Genomic DNA, 17,528 nt, shown 5'->3' with positions numbered 1-17,528 from the left:
TAGATGACCAGTGTTGAAGGCGTCAGCGCCACCCAGGGTGCTGCCTCGACTGCATCCGCTCAGAAGCAGCTGACTGTCGACTACGACACCTTCCTGCATCTGATGATGGCTCAGATGCAGAACCAGGATCCGACCAATCCCATGGACGCGTCCGAACAGCTCGCGCAGCTCGCAAGCTTCAGCCAAGTTGAGCAGTCTATTCAGACGAACGCCAAGCTGGAAACGCTTCTGACCAACCTTTCGTTCGGTCAGGTAGATGATCTTATCGGGCGGACCGTGACCGACGCCAACGGCACGACGGGTGTCGTGGAAAAGGTTGAAGTCTATTCCGACGGCACCGTGCTCGCGCTCGACAACGGTCAGGGTGTTCTGCTTGGACCGGGTGTAACCATTTCCTGAGCGGATGGAATGACATGAATGAAGTTGATGCCCTGGACCTGGTCCGGACTGCAATCTGGACGATCCTCGTCGGATCTGCCCCCGCGATCGTACCGGCGATGATTGTCGGTATCGGAATTGCGTTGCTGCAGGCCCTGACCCAGGTTCAGGAAATCACTCTTACCTTCATTCCGAAGATCGTGGCGATCCTGGTCATGATCGTGGTCGCCGGACCTTTCATCGGCGGCCAGATCTACTCGTTGACGACCCTGATCTACAATCGGATCGAAACGGGGTTCTAGCGACGGTCTGCAGGACTATTCTTGCATGGTTTCAGGTGCCGTCGTGGTGGTCCTGAATTTATCTGTCGTCCTGGTTTGCAGCGAAAGCTGTAAGCCGGGATCAGATCCTTTGCATTGTCGGCGAAACCTTTCACCTTGGCGCATTTAGCTAATGGATCCAGGCCTTTGCCGCGATGACAAGGTAGATGCGTTTCTCGCATCCATTTCTCCTTGAAACACGACTTGCTTCAAGTGCGAAGGCGGCTCCCTTCAGAGCCTGGAGCGACCATCGTCGGTCAGAGCGCTCAACCTTTTCCGAACTTCCCTCCTGAAATCCTTCTTCAAAAAAGCCTCGCGCAAGCTTCAAGGGCGAGGTTGCCAGGTATCAGACCTGCAGCAGAGAGAAGGCATGACAGACACCTCCCTTTCGCCGGCTGCCGGCAATGCGCCGGACAGCCGCCGCGACGTCGGCTTTGCCATAGGCATCGTCCTAATCCTGGCCGTTCTTTTTCTGCCAATCCCGACATTCCTGATCGATATCGGCCTGGCCATGTCGATCGCGCTGTCGGTCTTGATCCTGATGGTTTCGCTCTGGATCCAGCGTCCGCTTGATTTCTCGTCTTTCCCGACGATCCTGCTGATCGCCACCATGCTGCGACTGTCGCTCAATATCTCGACAACGCGCATGATCCTTGCCAACGGCCACGAAGGGCTGAATGCGGCAGGCTATGTGATCAACGGCTTTTCGCAATTCGTGATGAGCGGTGACTTTGTCATCGGTCTGATTGTTTTTGCGATCCTGGTCATCGTCAACTTCATGGTCATCACCAAGGGCGCAACCCGTATTGCGGAAGTTGGCGCACGCTTCACTCTGGACGCGATCCCGGGCAAGCAGATGGCGATCGATGCGGATCTTTCCGCTGGCCTTATCGATGACAAGGAAGCACAGCGTCGGCGCAAGGAACTGGAAGAGGAAAGCTCCTTTTTCGGCGCCATGGATGGTGCCTCCAAATTCGTTCGCGGCGACGCGATTGCCGGCCTGATCATCACGGCTGTGAACATCCTTGGCGGCATTGTCATTGGCGTGACCCGCTATGACATGACGGTTTCCAACGCGGCAGACGTTTTCACCAAGCTCTCCGTCGGCGATGGCCTCGTCTCCCAGATCCCGGCGCTGATCGTTTCGCTGGCGGCTGGTCTGCTGGTGTCCAAGGGCGGCACCAGAGGATCGACCGACAAGGCTGTTCTCGGCCAGCTTGGCGGCTATCCGCGTGCCCTGTTCGTCGCAGCTATCCTGATGGCCATCTTCGCGTTGATGCCGGGTCTGCCGATGTTGCCGTTCCTGCTGCTGGCGATCCTGATGGGCTTTATCGGTTATGCCATTCCGAGGCGTTTGGCAGCGGCGAAAAAGGTCGAGGACGACAAGATACGCGCAGCCGAGGAACAGGCAAAGCTTGAGGAAAAGGACTCCGTCAAGGAAACGCTCAAGTCGGCTGAGGTCGAACTGGTGCTTGGCAAGCAGCTTTCCGCCGAGCTGCTGACGCGAACCGGTGAACTGTCTCGCCGCGTTGCCAAGATGCGCCGGAAGTTTGCCGAGCAGTATGGTTTTGTCGTGCCCGATATTCGGGTCACCGACAGTCTGACGCTTGATCCGAAGAGCTACCAGATCAAGATCCACGGCACCATCATTGCCTCGCAGCATCTGAAAGTGGGTGAACTGCTGGTCATTCCGAACAATGACGAGGCACTGCCGGTACCGGCTGACCAGACGCGTGAGCCTGCATTCGGGATGCCAGCCTACTGGGTGCCGCCTGCGTACAAGGACGAACTCAAACGCCGCGGCATGACGCCGGCCGAGAACATCACGGTCATCCTCACGCATCTGAGCGAAGTGATCCGCAACAACCTGCCGCAGCTCTTGTCCTACAAGGATATGCGCAAGCTGTTCGACAGGCTGGACCCGGAGTACCAGAAGCTTCTCGACGATATCTGTCCGGCGCACACGTCTTTCTCCGGTCTGCAAGCGGTGCTCAAGCTTTTGCTGGCCGAACGGGTTTCGATCCGGAATCTCAACCTGATCCTGGAAGCCGTTGCCGAGATCGTTCCACACGTCCGCAGATCGGAGCAGGTGGTGGAGCACGTTCGAATGCGCATCGCCCAGCAGATTTGCGGCGACCTTGCAGAAGGCGGCCCTCTGAAAGTGCTGCGTCTCGGAAACCGATGGGATCTAGCCTTCCACAATGCCCTGAAACGGGACGGGAAGGGCGACGTCATCGAGTTCGACATCGAGCCGCAACTGGTGGAGGAATTCGGCACGCAAATGTCCGACGCGGTCAAGAAACACATGAAGGACGGCAGCCGCTTCGCGGTGGTAGCGGCACCTGATGCCCGGCCATACGTACGCATGATCGTGGAGCGCATGTTCCCGACCTTGCCGGTCCTGTCGCATCTTGAAATCGCACGCGGAGTGGATGTTTCCGCGCTCGGAAGCGTCTCGTGATTTCCGGCGGCCTCTTTTTCAGCACCTTCAGCTCCTCGCTGCTTCTGGCGGTCTTCCTGTTGTTTTGCCGAATAGGAGCGTGCCTGATGGTGATACCGGGGTTCGGTAGCAACCGTGTGCCGGTGCATGTTCGCCTGTTCATCGCGCTTTCCGTCGCGTTGGCCTTGTCGCCCCTGTTGGCGCCAGGCGTACAGGCGTCTCTGCCGGATGAGCAGCTCGGCACTGTTGCCGGCTTTATCGGGGCGGAGTTGCTGACCGGAGCCTTCATCGGTTTTCTGGGACGCATCTTTCTGGCGGCCCTGGAGACGCTGACGACGCTGGTGTCCATGGCAATCGGCCTGTCGAACATGCCGGGCATGCCGATCGATGGCGTGGATTCCCTGCCGCCTGTCGCAAACCTTTTCACGGTAACGGCAACGGCGATGGTGTTCATCACCAACCAGCATTGGGAAATCCTGCGCGGGCTGGCTGCCTCCTATGAAGCGATCCCGGTCGGGCAGCCGCTGGCGGCCGTAACAAGCCTGGAGCAGTTCGCCGAGCAGTTGGGCCGAACCTTCATCCTGGCATTGCGGGTGTGCAGCCCGTTCATCGTCTACACGGTTGTTGTGAACTTTGCCGTCGGCCTCGTCAACAAGCTGACACCGCAGATCCCGGTCTACTTCATCTCCATGCCGTTCGTGATCGCGGGCGGTCTCTACTTTCTTTATCTCGTCATCGCGGAGGCCATCATGATTTTCCTCGACGGCTACTTCACTTGGCTCCAGATAGGTTAGGCAAACCTGACCGTGAAAGGTTCCTGTTCCATGGCAAGAAAAAGTCAGGATATTGAACGTTTGTTCCGGATGCAGAAGCAGATTTTCCTGTTTTCATCCTGGCTACTTCAGAAGCTTGACGCTCAGGTCTATCAGCTGAACGAAAAGGAAAGACGCATTCTGCTGGCCCTTTCGAATGGCGACCTGGCACAGCACGACAGGTTCATCGCCAACGCTGCCGAGCGGCTGAGACGCATCATCGAGGAGATGTCACGGCTCAGCGAAGCACGCGCAAAGGTGAACTCCGAATATGATCGCCAGCGGTTGATGCTGAAACTCATGGCTGAACGTCTCGCCAGGATGCGTGGGGAGGAACAGCGTGCTGAAGAAGAACGGGACCTGATGGACCTGCTCGACCGCAGATACGGGTGAAAGCCACTTGGCGTGAACGGGGCATATTCGTCGCCGTCCAGCAAGAAGACGCAAGCCTCCCGCAAGCTGCGCAGGCTATTCCTGAGGATGCAAACAAGGTTCGGTTCAAGTGTATTGCTTGCCTTGCCCTGTCGCCTGCCGGGCCTTGTTTGCACCTTATGTTTTTCGAGGAGCCCAGCATGGCGATTTCGCCTCCTTCAGATCTGATCCTGGATGTGTCCAAGGCTGCCGATCCGGTGAACCTTGCTGACGCCACGAACCGTCTCAGGTCCATTTCCGCTGGTGGTTCGGGAGATGGCTTTGCACTTGCCTATGCCGGTGCGACGAACCGGGCAGGAGCCACTGAAGGCAGTTTTCGAACCGCCAATTACGAAGGACCGTCCCAAAAGTCTCCTGCGGAGAAATTCGAGGCGATGATCCTCAGCCAGTTCGTCGAAACAATGCTACCGGATGACTCCGAAGCGGTCTTCGGGTCCGGAACCGCCGGGGAAATCTGGAAATCGATGCTTGCCGAACAGGTCGCAAACCAGCTTGCCGCCAGTGGCGGTGTCGGTATCGCCGGCCTGATTTCAGATACGCTTGAAAAGGGAGTTAAAGCCTGATGGACGCTGCCAACGATGTTGACTTTCAGGACGTTGCCGTGACCGATCTCGCACTTCAGGAATTCACCCCCGATCCGGTGCGATCCATGCCGCTTGTGGTCGCCGTTCGCCGAGCAATCGGCGCTGTGCGCGAGGAAACCCGGGCGCTTCGTGCAAACCCGACAGCGGACCTGAAGATCTTCGAATACGGCAAGAGCCAGGCTTTGCTTGACCTGTCCAGGGCTCGGACACTCGTGCCGCCGGCGTTTTATTCTGAGGAGCTGCGCGAAGACATCGCCGAATTCAAGGAAGTGCTCGATGAGAATGTCGGCCTGTTGCAACTGCATATGAATGCGGTGACGGAAGTTGTCGGCATGATGTCCAGAACCATGATCGACTATGAATCCGACGGCACGTACCAGGCACCGTTTCCGGAGAGGGCTCGATGATCAAGTCCATCGTTGCCGGCCTCTGGATGTCTGCCACCATGCTGGCGTCCGGTTACGGCACCACGCAGTATCTGGCAGCCCAGAAAAGGGTCGGCGACGATGAGCCGGCGTTTGTAGGGCTGGATTATGAGACAGTGAACCCGGTCAACGTGCCGATCCTGTTTGATGGCACGCTGCAGGGATATGTGGTGATCAAGATGGTCTTCACAGCGGATGGCGATACATTGCGCCGCCTGCCTGTGCCGCCACACCCTTTCCTGGTGGATGAAGCCTTCCGGGTACTTTATTCGGATGAAACCCTCGATTTCCGTAGCCTGGAACGTTACGACCTGGAGGCTTTCACCGAACGTCTCAAGAAAACCACCAACGCTCGTCTCGGCCGACCCGTGGTGCACGACGTCCTGGTGGAGGAATTCAACTATTTCGACAAGGAAGACGTGATCACGCACTAGCCGCTGATCCTTGTCTGGTACTGAAAAACTTCTTCTGCTGCCTCCCAGGCAATTGGCGCCCAGTTTCGGCTGGGCGCTTTTTTTTTGATCCTCACCGCGGCCTGTTTTCTGCTTGATGGAACGGGACTATTCGGAAAACCTACGGAATAGACCGAGCGCAGAGTGCGCGACTTTGCCTGGTACGGTTTGGAGGATAGGCCCATGAAGACGATAACGGTATCGAGCAGTAGTGGCTCAATCGATCTGACTTCCGATGATATCCAGGTTTTGGAAAACGCAGTTGAAATCCTGCTTTATTCCGATGTTGAAGACGGTGAGCAGGCGAGGGAAATGCGGCTAACCGGAAAAAGCCTGCACGAAATCATGGAGCGCTTGTCGACGCTTCTGGGAGAGTGAATTGGTGCAATAGCTGGTCAATATAAATTCGTGGTGCTTGTTTCGCGGCATTTAGCGAATGCCGATTTCAGCCATCGGTATCGAAAATCGTGTCGATCGCCTGGAAGATGGTCTTGTAGACACCGATTTCGTCTTTGGCGAAATCTCCATGCGGCACCGCTCTTTTTGCTTCGGCAATCAAGTCGGCCTTGATGGCTTCCAGATCCACTTGCGTACCCATCGGCCGATTTGAGAGCTCCACGTGCAGGCGTTTGGCGATCCCGGCGTAGGCGACGATTGCAGTCACCATGTGGGCGGGATCCTCCGGGATCTGGATTTTCTTCATACGCGCCGTTTCTCTGGTTTCAGTTGCAGGTAGTTTCCAGGTCCGGAAGACCCGAAACGCGCGGCAGGGCCAACAGCATATGGTGCTAGGCTGGCAGAATTGAAGCAAGTTGGCGAATTTCGGTAAGTTGCCGATGCATCAGGCGAAATAGCGGGCCGGCACATCGTTCGCATCTGTGCGGACGAGCTGCCTGACAAACCGGAAATTATTTGGGATGCCTTAAACGCAACTACCGCAACCGAGCGTCCTTCAGGGCCTCGAGCAGCAGTTCCGTTTCTTTCGCTTTGTTGCCACCGGCGTCCGGCACTTCGACATAGGAAACGTTGACTGCATTGTCCGGCCAGGCGAGGACGGCGGTAAAATAGATCCAGACACCCTTGTTGAAGAATTCCAGGTCCAGGGAAATGCGCGGGGTGGTTTCCCACTCGACATCTGCCTGGGCGGCCATGGAATAGCGCAAGGAGCCTTCCTTGAAGAAGAGCTCGGCCGATGTCTTGATCAATTCATCGATATTGCCGTGCTGGTCTGTTCGTATATAAGCGACGAAGTCGACCACATCTACCAGTTTCAGATCTTCGATAAATTCGGTCAGAGCAGAGGCAATTGCTTCCTGGCGCTGCCGGTCGCATTCCAGTGGCGACGGTTTCGTGCCGTTGCCTTCAGGCATATCGTGCATTCCCCGGACCTCCAAATACATTAAATTATACAGCAGTTTTGGTCTGGCGTGAGTACACGTAGCAAATGATTTCCGCAACTGCTCTGTAGAATTCCGGCGGGATCATCCTTTCAACTTCTGTAGCGGCGTAGAGGGACCGTGCAAGTTGCCGGTCCTCGATCACGGGAATATTGTTCGCCTCGGCGATCTCCCTGATCTTCAGCGCAATCAGATCCTGCCCTTTAGCTATAACAATCGGGGCAGGGTTTTGGTCCCCGTCGTAGCGCAAGGCAACAGCGAAGTGTGTCGGATTGGCAACAATGAGGGTTGCTTGCGGCACGGCTGACATCATGCGGTTTCGTGCCCGGTCGCGTGCGAGCGAGCGTTGCCGGGCCTTGACGATCGGGTCGCCTTCCATCTGCTTGTGCTCGTCCTTGATCTCCTGCTTGCTCATGCGCAGGTTCTTGCGCCAGTGCGAGCGGGACCAGAGAATGTCGACTGTAACCAGTAGAATGGTAACGATGCAGACGCCGGCGATCAGCTTCATCGATATCTGAAGGATCGCTTCGGGAAGTGCGCTTGGATCTGTGAACATGGCGTTGATCAGTTCCGCTTCATTCGCCCGGAATTGGCCATAGACGATGGCACTGACCGTGGAGAACTTGAAGACTGCCTTGAGGAACTCCACAAGGCCCTGGGCTCCGAATATGCGGCTCCAGCCCTTCGCCAGCGAGAGCTTGGAGGCATCCGGCTTGATGCGGTGAAAAACGATGCTGGGCGTGTTCTGCAAAAAGGCGGACGCAAGACCGGACACGGCAAGCAGTGCGACAATCGGGGCGAGGAAGACCATGACCTCGATCGACACCGCATGGGAGAGCAACAATGCGTCGGCGCTGTTTCCAAGATCCACTCCTCCCGAAAGGTCCAGAAGATGCGTCAGCGTTTGCACGAGCTGACTCGATGCCGATGTAACAACGAAACTGCCGATCAAGAGCGTCGCGATAAATGTTGCCAGAACGGGGGCTTCCCTTGAGACCGGGGTGTTGCCCTTTTCTATGGCATCGCTGATCTTTTTCTCGGTCGGTTCCTCTGTTTTTGAATCCTTGTCTTCTTCCGACATCCAGCCACCCGGTGTTCAGGCTCAGATCACGTCGAACCGCTTGCAAAGACGATTACGCAAAGAATGCGCCTTCGTCCTGCTTCGGATTCAGCTCGATTTCACCACGCGATGCCATTTCCAGCGCGAGGTTGGTGATCGCACTGCGGGCATCCAGAACGTCGCGCTGAGCGGCCGGTTCGCCGGCTGCAAGTTCGTGTTCGGCGATACGACGTGCGCGTGATGTCAGCGATGACAGGATCACTTCCCGGAACTGGGCATTGGTTCCCTTCAGTGCCAGCACGATCCGGTCCGTCGGGATCTGATCGAAAATCGCCATGCGGGTCCGGGCGTTGAGATTGGTGATGTCGTCGAAGGTAAAGAGTAGCCCCTTCAGAAGTTCTGCGGTTTTCGGTTTCACCTCGTTCAAGTTCTCCAGAGCGTCTTCCATGTGCTCGCGGTCCATCTTGTTGAGAATGTCCGCCATGCGAGCATGGGAGTCGGCTTCCAGGGTACCCGACAGGTTGAGCATGAAATCCTCATGCATGGTCTTTTCGACGTCGCGCATGATTTCCGGTACAACCGCCTTGATCGACAGCATGCGCCGGACAAGAGAGTTGCGCGTCTGGTTATTGATCTGGCCGAGAACCTTTGCTGCAGCACTCGGCTTTATCTTTGTCAGGATCAGCGCTGCGGTTTGCGGGTGTTCCTTCAGGAGATAGTTTGCGAACACCGTTTCGGAAACCGTGGTCAATCGGTCCCAGATGGACCGGTTGGAGTTGCCGAGCACGTCCGACATGATGTCTGCAAGCTGATCGTCCGGCAGGACACCTTCCAGCATTTTCTCCACTTCGTTGGCCGAACCATAAAGCGTCGTGCCATGTGAGAACTGCTCGATGAATTCCTCGGCCAGCCGATCAAGTTCTTCCGATGCCACCGTGCCGAGCTGAGCTGCGGAGACGGTGATCATCCGGATTTCTTCCTGATCGAAATGCCGGAGCAGTTTCTGCGAACTCGTCTTGCCCAGCGACAGCAGCAGAGCGGCCACGCGCTGTGTACCGTTCATTCGGCGGGCAGGCGGAGCAGGTGGCTTGGCCAGGTTTGCAGCGGTTGCTGCGGCGGCGTTGGCGGAATTCATCATTTTGTCACTTCAATCCTAAGGAGACAGCCTTGGGCAAACCGGAGAATGTGAGGCCGGAGAAATTCGACCTCAGATATCCATACCGCCGGCCTGGGCGCTCATGATCTCCGTCAGCGAAACGCCGAAGCGCGAGTTGTCGTCTTCCACGACCACGACTTCTCCGCGGGCGATGACACGGCCGTTGACCACGATGTCGATCGGTTCGCCGACACGATGATTGAGCGGAATGACCGCGCCGCGACCGAGTTTAAGGAGGTTGGAAACCAGCATGGTCGCAGATCCGAGAACCACCTGGATGTTCACGGGAATGCCGAGGATGGTGTCGAGATTTCGGTCGTCACCGATGGTATCGCCATTCTGGTTCTTTTCCGGTGATTCCACCTTGGCGAAACTCGCGGCATCGGCCGGGCGGGTTTTCGGGCCTTTTTCAGCGTCGATGTGATCGATGATTGTTTCGGACATTACATCTTATCCTTCTGGTTCATGGAGACCGTGCGGAACGGGCTTTGCAGCGAATTGTCGATACGGTGGACGCGCGTGGGCGCCTGTTGATGGACCTGGCCGCGATGAATGGTCGTTTCCTTGCGCCCGCCGGACTGAGCGGAACCAGCGGCGCCAGCTGCCTGCTCGCCAGCCGTGTCTTCGGCGAAGATGTCGATGTCGTCGCGAACGGGCGCAAAGCGTTTTGGGTCATGCAGGACGGCGGTTGCCTTGGAGAGCTCCTTCAGCTCCGCGCGCAGCACGGACTGCTGGCGCTTTGCCTCACGAGTCAGACCGTCGATTTCCGCGATCAGCTCCCGAGCATCGTCCATCCGGTTGCCGAGCGCATTGAGGATCTGGGCACCCTTGACGTTGATCTCCTGGATCGAGACCTCGATGCCGTCGAGCGCGAGGGCGGTCTGATCGAAGATACGCTGGTAGTCATCGTGGTAGCTGCCCAGTCGGCGCAGCTCCCGGTGCATGGAAAGCATCCGGACCGTGGTCGCGACAAGCGCGAGCAGGAGAACGCCATCAACGATTGCGGAGATCATCGAACAAATCCTTTTCTTCCTCATGGATGAGCTCTTCGATCTGCAACGTGTAGGATCCGTTCAACTGTCCAAGCTGGCAGGTGAAGACGGGCTGGTCGTTGCAGGCGAGTGTGACCGGAGAGCGGGCTGTCGCCTGAAGTTCGATGACCTGTCCGACCCGGAGGTTTGCAAGGTCGCCGAGCGACATTTCACGTTCTTCGAGAATGGCTTCCAGCTTGACTTCGGTGCGCTGGATCTCGTTGTGGAAATGCTGGGTCCACTGTTTGTCGCGGCTCGACATCTCGCCGGACAGAACCTGGGAAAGGCGCTGCCGCAGCGGGTTGAGTGTCGAGTGCGGCATGACGATGAACACTTCGCCGCCGCGCCCGATTGCCTGTTGCAGCAGGCGGGCCACCACGGCCGGGTTGTTCCGCCGGCCAACCACCGCAAAGTCCATGCGGCTTTCGATGCGCTCGATCTTCAGCGTTGTTTCGGCAATCGGGGCAAAGCTCTCGGCAAGTGCCTTGGCGGCTACCTCGAACATGGTGCGCGCGATTCGCGTTTCGATGTTCGAGAAGGGGCGCTCGTCGTCGATGGGAGGCTCGGTCCCGTCAGCACCGAACAGGACATCCACCAGTGTGAAGATGAAGTCCCGGTCGAAGCCGACGAGTACACGGGCGTCCCATTCCGGAGAATAAAGCACGGCCACCAGAGCATTGGATTCGAACTCGTCGAGTACGTCGCCGATGCGGTTGTTTTCAACGTAGCTCACCGAAATGTAGGACGGTGAGGGTGACTTCTGGCGCATGGCGTCGGCCATCAGGCGGGCCATGCGGTCGAACACCACCGGAAGCATCGGAAGGCGGTCAACGGAAATTCCGGCGGCATCCAGCAGTCTGTCGGCGATCATCGCGCGTTCGGAACTGGAAGCATTGGAGCTTGCGGTCGCTGCTTCGATCATGGCTTAGGCGGCTCCCTGCAGGTCCTGGACGTTATCGGCACCAGCGCCACCGGCACTCATCGTCTCGTTTTCAACTTCGTCGATGGTTGGACGGTCGTAGTCGGAGATGGTCTTGCGGCCATGCTCCAGGGCGATCTGCGGATCGGCACCGTTCATGAAGGCAAGCAGGGTCTGCTTGACGACGATGTAGGTACGAAGGCGGGACTCGCGGACGTTGCGGATCTTGGAGGCGATCGGGCCGAACAGCGAGTAGGAGAAGAAGATGCCGACAAACGTGCCCACGAGTGCCGCGCCAATCAGGCTGCCCAGCAGCTGAGGAGACTGGTCGATGGCGCCCATGGCCTTGATGACACCGAGCACGGCCGCGATGATGCCCATGGCAGGCAATGCATCAGCGATGCTGCTCATGGCATGGTACGGCTTCATCTGGTCGCGATGGATGGTGTGAAGTTCTTCGTCGACCAGCGCTTCGATTTCGTGAGCGCGGGCATTTCCGACAATGATCAGTCGGAAATAGTCGCAGATGAAGGTTGTCAGGCTGGCATTGCGCAGGACCGACGGATACTTCTGGAAAATCGGAGAAGTATTCGGGTCTTCAATGTGCGGCTCGACCTGGTTACGCCCCTTGGCGCGCAACTCGCGCATCAGGCCGTAAAGAAGTGCCAGAACGTCGAGATATTCCCGCTTGTTGGGAACTGCGTTGCGCAGCGCATCCGACACGGCAACCAGGGTTCCCCTGATTACCTTCATTGGATTGGCAACGACAAAAGCACCGATAGCGACGCCAAGAATAATGACGAGCTCCCACGGCTGCCAGAGGACGGAGACCTTGCCTCCGAGTGCGGCAAAGCCGCCTATAAGGGACGCGCCTGCTATGATCAGGCCGATAAGAATAGTCACCTAACAGCTCCCAACTGGTGTGGATTGCAACTCTGATTGGGAGGACGCTAGAGGCCGAGACTTGCCTGAAGCTGACGCGTGAAAGCCTTTTGAAAATCATCTTCGGCCGTCAGCCTGGCGTAAGGTTTGCGAGTGAGTGTTCCCCGAAAGCCTGCCCGCCATGGGCCCGCAATGGGGATAGAACCATGATCAATACATTGAGCCAGGTTCAGCTGGTCAGAACCAATATGGAACGCTCGCTGAAGACGGTCGCCGCGGACCCTATGGTCGAACGTCAGACCGAATATTATCGCGAGAACATCCGCAATATTAAGTCCATCGACGAATTCCTGGCTGATGATCGCATCTTCAACTACGCAATGACTGCCATGGGTCTGGAGGACATGATCTACGCGAAGGCATTTATTCGGAAAGTGCTGGAAGAAGGCACGGACGAACGTGGCGCTTTCGCCAATCAGCTGGCCGACACCAAGTACAAGAATTTTGCTGAAACCTTCAATTTCAAGCGGTATGGCGAAACGACGACTTCTTTTGCCCGGACGCAGGACGCGATTGTACAGAAGTATCATCGGCAGACACTGGAAGTGCGCGAGGGTGAACAAAATCAGGGTGTGCGTCTGGCACTCTACTTCGAACGCCGTGCGCCCGATATCACCAACGCGTACGATGTTCTGGCCGACCGCGCGCTTGCCGAGGCCGTTTATACTTCCCTTGGCCTGCCGCAAGAATTTGCGATGACCGACATCGACAAGCAGGCAGCCTATCTGGAAGAACGTCTGGATTTCAGCAAGTTCGGAGATGCGGACTACCTGGCGAAATTCCTCAACCGGTTTTCGGCTCTCTATGACCTTTCCAACGGCCCGTCCGGCAACATGTCGCCAACACTTGCTCTTTATGGCGATGGCCGAGGGGTTATCCAGATGGGCGAGGGACTGTTGGCAAGCATCCAGAATTTCCGCCTCGGAGGCTTTTGATCCATGGAATCCGCTCTTTATGTTGCGCTGTCTGCGCAGGTAGCACTTTCGAACCGGCTGGAAACGGTTGCCAGAAACGTTGCCAACATGAACACAGCCGGCTACCGGGCAGACGAGGTCAAGTTCGCAGAGCTCGTCTCAAAGGCAGCACAGGACAAGGTCAGTTTCTCCACCGGTGGCGAGAAATACATTTCCCGGCAGTACGGCAGTCTGAACAAGACCGACAATCCGCTTGATCTCGCGGTGGAAGGCGAAGCCTGGTTTGCAATCCGCGATGTCAACGGCAACCTGTCCTATACACGGGACGGGCGCTTGCAGATCGGCAATGACGGAACCTTGCGTACCTTGACCGGACAACAGATCCTGGGAGCAGGTGGGCAGCCGATTGCACTCGATCCGGATGCCGGGACACCCTTGATCACGCAGTCGGGTGAGATTTCCCAGGGCGACGTTGGAATTGTCGGCCAGGTCGGTTTGTTCCTGATCCCCGACGATGCCCAGCTCACGCGTGCTGAAAACTCGGCGGTCATTCCCGACAAGCCGGTTATTCCCGTGCAGACCTATGACACAAACGGCGTTCGCCAAGGTTATGTCGAAGGCTCGAATATCAATCCCGTCCGGGAAATGACCAAGATGATCATGATCTCGCGTGCCTTTGAGAGCGCGACGAAGATGATCGATACCAGTAATGAAAGCCAGGAGAAGGCCATTCGCGAACTGGGGGCAACCTCATGACGGCGGTGGATGCAACACAGGCGGTGGGCAAGCCGATGGACCTCAATGCTGTCATGGATGGTTCGCCCGTCAAGGCAGCGCGGCCCGGGATTTCGCCCAAGGCTGAAAACTCTGCGTTCAGCTTCGGTGACTTCATCGACGTGATCAATCCCTTGCAGCATATTCCGGGGATTGCGGAGCTCTATCGATCGGTGACGAACGACGAGATATCCGATAACGCCCGCAAGGCCGGCAATGCTCTTTACGGCTTCGCACTCGGCGGGCCGGTCGGGCTGGGTGCCATGCTCGCCTATAACGAAGTCGGCGATCGCCTGAACAGCGGTCAAGAAAATGTCACGGCACAGCCCGTCGAAGTTGCGGAAGCGGCTCCTGCCGGCGAACCGGCGGCAGCAGGCGATGTTCCTGTGCCAGCGCGCAAGCCTGATGTTGAGCCAACTGCAACTGAAGCCGATAAGGCTGCTGCCACAGCCGTACTTGGTGAAACCGTGGCATCGGCTGGTCGCAAGGGCGCTCCGCCAACTGCTCTTGTGGATCTCATCAACAGCACTGGTGCGGCTCCCGGGCCGGATGGGGAAACAATGACATCACCCGACAAGTCTTCTTCGGGTAATGCCTCATCCGTTTCCTATCTCGACATGCAAGATAGTGCCACGCCATCGGGGCCGGTAATGCCTGACCAGCAGGGCCTTGACCGTCTCGCTTCGCACAAATCCAACCATCTGCCTCTCGATGTCTTGAAAGCTCTTCAGGAACGCCATGCCGAACGCTCCGTATCTGAACGCACTTGATCAAATCTCCGCGTCTTTGGCGGCCCTGGAAACTGAGATCGGGCCCGTCAAACTCAGCGGACGTGTGACCCAGGTTTCTTCCGAATCCATTCGCGTCTCCGGTCTTTCCCGCGTGGTTTGCCTGGGCGATCTGGTGCAGTTCGAAGGGCGGGCCGGCATCCGGCAGGGCGAGATCATCCGGCTTGACCAGAAGGACGTGGTAATCAAGCCATTGGAGCGCGTGACCGACATTGGCATCGGCAGCGTTGCTTCGGTCATGGGCGGACTTGCCATTCATCCGGACATGAGCTGGCGCGGCCGGATCGTGAATGCGCTTGGTGAACCGATTGATGGGGCAGGGCCGCTTGCCCATGGTGTGGAAGCGTTTCTTCTTGACCGCGCACCGCCACCGGCGATGAACCGAAGCAAGATTTCCGAAGGGGTTCGAACCGGTGTGCGGGTGATCGATCTGTTCACACCACTGTGCGTCGGACAGCGTGTCGGCGTTTTTGCTGGTTCCGGCGTTGGCAAATCCACACTTCTTGGCATGCTGGCCGGGTTTGGGGACTTTGACACGGTTGTGGTCGGTCTCGTTGGTGAACGCGGCCGCGAAGTGCGCGAGTTCATTGATGACATCCTGGGCGAGACCTTGGCGCATTCCGTTGTTGTCGCCTCGACTGGCGATGAAAGCGCCATGCAGCGCCGGCTTGCCCCCAAGACGGCCATGAGCGTTGCCGAGTACTTTCGTGCGCAAGGTCACAAGGTGCTGCTCATTCTGGATTCCGCCACCCGATTTGCCCATGCCGCACGGGATGTGGCGCTGGCGGCTGGGGAACCTCCTGTCGCCCGCGGGTTTCCGCCAAGCGTCTTTGCTGATCTTGCCCGCCTCATCGAACGCGCCGGACCTGGAAGCAGCGGCGAGGGCTCAATCACAGGGATCTTTTCCGTTCTTGTTGACGGTGACGACCACAACGATCCGGTTTCCGATGCAATTCGTGGTCTTCTGGATGGGCACATCGTACTGGATCGTCAGATTGCCGAGGCCGGCCACTATCCGCCGGTCAGCGTATTGAAATCCACCTCGCGGCTTGCCGACCGGGCCTGGACACAGGATCAGCAGGAACTTATCCATCGGATCAAGGGGCTGATATCCTACTATGAAGATACGAAGGATCTCCGCCTGATGGGCGGTTTTCAGACTGCGGGCGACGAAAAACTGGAAAAGGCCTGCAGACTTGTGCCCAAGATTTACGAAGCGCTGAGACAGCGCGCAGACCAGGTGGCACCGTCCGATCCCTTCGCAGACCTGGCCCAGGCTTTAGCTGCCGATACGTAAACCATTTTCCACATCTCTAGTATAAATACGAAATTGCCGCCTTGTCTGGCGGCGATTTTTGTATATATCAGTGTTACATCTTATTAAGGATTGCGAAAAAACGCGGTCCCCGGCATTTTAATAAATTTTTCTCTCAGTTTATTGGTAATGTCCGTGATTTTTTATTTAGTTTTCTATGTGGATATAAGAACTTCCCCCACTATAAATTCTGAAATAGTTGTCGAGTTAGGGAAGAAACGTTGACCTTGTGAAGCTCCAAAATTACGGATTCTACATTGGTAAAATCCAAGGGGCTGATATGTTCATAATCGTAGACTCAAGAGAGATAGTGACCGCAGGCTATGCCTCGGCATTCGACCGGGAAGGCTATGCCTCCCTGGAACTTCATCCATCGGAACTTCTTGACTGGCTGGAAATCACCTGTGCACAGGATCTGGGCTCGGTTGACGCCATCCTTCTGGGAGAGTGTGAAGAAAGATGCGGCTACGTTGCATCGATCCGAAGCCGGTGTCCGGAAGCCCAGATCGTGGCTCTGGAAGATACCGCCAACCTTGAGAGCACGCTCGACCTGTTTTCCGCAGGTATGGACGATGTTCTGAAGAAGCCGGTTCATGTTCGGGAAATCATTGCCCGCGTCGGAGCTTTCCGCCGCCGGATCACTTCCCGGAACAATTCAGCAGGCACCGGTGCCATCGAAGTCTTCTTCGACGGTCGCGATCCAGTCGTCGGTGGGGACGTCATGGAACTGCCGCGCCGGGAACGCCGCATTCTTGAATATCTCGTCAAGAACAAGGGACGGCGTGTCACCAAGACACAGATCTTCAATGCTGTTTACGGCGTCATGAACGACGGCGTGGATGAATGTGTCGTGGAAAGCCACATCTCCAAGCTGCGCAAGAAATTGCGGAAAAAGCTTGGCTACGATGCAATCGAGTCGACGCGCTATATCGGCTACATGCTGAAAGACGCCACGGCCACCAAGCAGAAGGTTGCAGACACCCGGCGTCAAGTTCAGGCCTCGCCAGCAACCGCACACGCTGTAGAGGTTCCGGTTGACACCCGCACCACCACCAACAAGCCGTTTTTGTCAGTGGTAAATGCCTGATCGGAATAAGCTCAGAATATGAAGACCTTGCAAGGAACAATAATTTGCAATGGCAACGATCGAGCGGACTGGTATGAAAGTTTTGCCGGAGACAATTGCATGATGCGATGCCGCTCTAATTCGTCGAATTCAGGTTTTTTGTAGATGCAAGACTATCTGTTTTGCTGTGGAAAGAAGGCTCTTTCAATTTACAATTGATTTTTATGGAAAATTTAGAAAACCTACCCAGAATATACGACACACTGACGCTCTAATCACATGATCTCCGCTGCGCGGCGCATTGATGGGGCGAGGGGCAATAT

At 56.8% G+C, this 17,528-nt stretch carries 22 protein-coding genes; 14 read left to right on the top strand and 8 right to left on the bottom strand.

All coding sequences use genetic code 11. From position 1 onward, the window contains the following. The first annotated feature begins 3 nt into the window (after positions 1 to 3). The 9 genes from flgD to ACVDG9_RS12915 all read left to right on the top strand — a co-directional run bounded on the left by flgD (position 4) and on the right by ACVDG9_RS12915 (position 6,221). Complete coding sequence (gene flgD, locus ACVDG9_RS12955) at positions 4 to 399, top strand: flagellar hook assembly protein FlgD (RefSeq protein ID WP_022998515.1); 396 nt, start codon at positions 4 to 6, stop codon at positions 397 to 399. Between the two features lie 14 nt (positions 400 to 413). Next, entirely contained in the window at positions 414 to 680 is a 267-nt protein-coding gene (gene fliQ, locus ACVDG9_RS12950; protein ID WP_022998516.1) for a flagellar biosynthesis protein FliQ, read from the top strand. 388 nt (positions 681 to 1,068) lie between these two features. Then, complete coding sequence (gene flhA / locus ACVDG9_RS12945) at positions 1,069 to 3,159, top strand: flagellar biosynthesis protein FlhA (RefSeq protein ID WP_055654445.1); 2,091 nt, start codon at positions 1,069 to 1,071, stop codon at positions 3,157 to 3,159. Next, positions 3,156 to 3,932 (top strand): flagellar biosynthesis protein FliR, encoded by a 777-nt coding sequence (gene fliR, locus ACVDG9_RS12940; protein ID WP_022998518.1) that lies wholly within the window; start codon positions 3,156 to 3,158, stop codon positions 3,930 to 3,932. Before flhA ends, fliR begins: the two co-directional genes overlap by 4 nt. 30 nt (positions 3,933 to 3,962) lie before the next feature. Further along, positions 3,963 to 4,343: a hypothetical protein gene (locus tag ACVDG9_RS12935; protein WP_055656561.1), complete on the top strand. Its 381-nt coding sequence runs from the start codon at positions 3,963 to 3,965 to the stop codon at positions 4,341 to 4,343. Between the two features lie 179 nt (positions 4,344 to 4,522). After that, positions 4,523 to 4,945 carry a rod-binding protein gene (locus ACVDG9_RS12930; RefSeq protein ID WP_031268441.1) on the top strand — a complete coding sequence of 141 codons (423 nt, stop codon included), beginning with the start codon at positions 4,523 to 4,525 and terminating at the stop codon, positions 4,943 to 4,945. Beyond that, complete coding sequence (locus tag ACVDG9_RS12925) at positions 4,945 to 5,373, top strand: hypothetical protein (RefSeq protein WP_022998521.1); 429 nt, start codon at positions 4,945 to 4,947, stop codon at positions 5,371 to 5,373. Before ACVDG9_RS12930 ends, ACVDG9_RS12925 begins: the two co-directional genes overlap by 1 nt. Beyond that, positions 5,370 to 5,825 carry a hypothetical protein gene (locus ACVDG9_RS12920; protein ID WP_296603428.1) on the top strand — a complete coding sequence of 152 codons (456 nt, stop codon included), beginning with the start codon at positions 5,370 to 5,372 and terminating at the stop codon, positions 5,823 to 5,825. Before ACVDG9_RS12925 ends, ACVDG9_RS12920 begins: the two co-directional genes overlap by 4 nt. Positions 5,826 to 6,026: 201 nt before the next feature. Then, complete coding sequence (locus ACVDG9_RS12915) at positions 6,027 to 6,221, top strand: hypothetical protein (RefSeq protein ID WP_228868038.1); 195 nt, start codon at positions 6,027 to 6,029, stop codon at positions 6,219 to 6,221. Between the two features lie 67 nt (positions 6,222 to 6,288). Here ACVDG9_RS12915 and ACVDG9_RS12910 read toward each other — a convergent pair whose 3' ends face one another. From ACVDG9_RS12910 to motA, 8 genes are all read right to left on the bottom strand, one after another. After that, positions 6,289 to 6,546, bottom strand: coding sequence for a hypothetical protein (locus ACVDG9_RS12910; RefSeq protein WP_022998524.1), 258 nt, complete (start codon positions 6,544 to 6,546; stop codon positions 6,289 to 6,291). Between the two features lie 229 nt (positions 6,547 to 6,775). Then, a complete protein-coding gene (locus ACVDG9_RS12905) occupies positions 6,776 to 7,222 on the bottom strand; it encodes a BspJ family T4SS effector nucleomodulin (protein WP_022998525.1) in 447 nt (148 codons plus the stop codon). Between the two features lie 25 nt (positions 7,223 to 7,247). Then, complete coding sequence (flhB, locus tag ACVDG9_RS12900) at positions 7,248 to 8,321, bottom strand: flagellar biosynthesis protein FlhB (RefSeq protein ID WP_447238151.1); 1,074 nt, start codon at positions 8,319 to 8,321, stop codon at positions 7,248 to 7,250. A gap of 52 nt (positions 8,322 to 8,373) precedes the next feature. Further along, complete coding sequence (locus ACVDG9_RS12895) at positions 8,374 to 9,438, bottom strand: flagellar motor switch protein FliG (RefSeq protein WP_022998527.1); 1,065 nt, start codon at positions 9,436 to 9,438, stop codon at positions 8,374 to 8,376. A 69-nt stretch (positions 9,439 to 9,507) separates the two neighbouring features. Next, the gene (gene fliN / locus ACVDG9_RS12890; protein ID WP_022998528.1) at positions 9,508 to 9,900 is read right to left on the bottom strand and encodes a flagellar motor switch protein FliN; all 393 of its coding nucleotides are present in this window, start codon (positions 9,898 to 9,900) and stop codon (positions 9,508 to 9,510) included. After that, a complete protein-coding gene (locus ACVDG9_RS12885; RefSeq protein WP_168686789.1) occupies positions 9,900 to 10,469 on the bottom strand; it encodes a hypothetical protein in 570 nt (189 codons plus the stop codon). The genes fliN and ACVDG9_RS12885 overlap by 1 nt, the downstream gene beginning before the upstream one ends. Further along, the gene (locus tag ACVDG9_RS12880; protein ID WP_022998530.1) at positions 10,450 to 11,409 is read right to left on the bottom strand and encodes a flagellar motor switch protein FliM; all 960 of its coding nucleotides are present in this window, start codon (positions 11,407 to 11,409) and stop codon (positions 10,450 to 10,452) included. The genes ACVDG9_RS12885 and ACVDG9_RS12880 overlap by 20 nt, the downstream gene beginning before the upstream one ends. A 3-nt stretch (positions 11,410 to 11,412) precedes the next feature. Beyond that, on the bottom strand, positions 11,413 to 12,309 hold the full coding sequence (gene motA / locus ACVDG9_RS12875) for a flagellar motor stator protein MotA (RefSeq protein ID WP_447238150.1): 897 nt from the start codon (positions 12,307 to 12,309) through the stop codon (positions 11,413 to 11,415). 185 nt (positions 12,310 to 12,494) lie between these two features. Here motA and ACVDG9_RS12870 point away from each other — a divergent pair, with 185 nt between their 5' ends. The 5 genes from ACVDG9_RS12870 (at position 12,495) to ACVDG9_RS12850 (ending at position 17,226) form a co-directional block, all read left to right on the top strand. Further along, complete coding sequence (locus ACVDG9_RS12870; protein WP_447238149.1) at positions 12,495 to 13,283, top strand: DUF1217 domain-containing protein; 789 nt, start codon at positions 12,495 to 12,497, stop codon at positions 13,281 to 13,283. Positions 13,284 to 13,286: 3 nt separating this feature from the next. Next, positions 13,287 to 14,018, top strand: coding sequence for a flagellar basal-body rod protein FlgF (flgF, locus tag ACVDG9_RS12865; protein WP_022998533.1), 732 nt, complete (start codon positions 13,287 to 13,289; stop codon positions 14,016 to 14,018). Continuing rightward, positions 14,015 to 14,806 (top strand): hypothetical protein, encoded by a 792-nt coding sequence (locus ACVDG9_RS12860; RefSeq protein ID WP_447238148.1) that lies wholly within the window; start codon positions 14,015 to 14,017, stop codon positions 14,804 to 14,806. The genes flgF and ACVDG9_RS12860 overlap by 4 nt, the downstream gene beginning before the upstream one ends. Beyond that, complete coding sequence (locus ACVDG9_RS12855; protein ID WP_062488696.1) at positions 14,775 to 16,121, top strand: FliI/YscN family ATPase; 1,347 nt, start codon at positions 14,775 to 14,777, stop codon at positions 16,119 to 16,121. Before ACVDG9_RS12860 ends, ACVDG9_RS12855 begins: the two co-directional genes overlap by 32 nt. A 328-nt stretch (positions 16,122 to 16,449) precedes the next feature. After that, positions 16,450 to 17,226, top strand: a complete 777-nt coding sequence (locus tag ACVDG9_RS12850; protein ID WP_022998536.1) for a response regulator transcription factor — start codon at positions 16,450 to 16,452, stop codon at positions 17,224 to 17,226. The last annotated feature ends 302 nt before the right edge of the window (positions 17,227 to 17,528 follow it).

It is taken from the genome of Roseibium sp. RP-7, from assembly GCF_053005225.1.
This window is presented reverse-complemented; position numbering and strand designations above follow the sequence as displayed.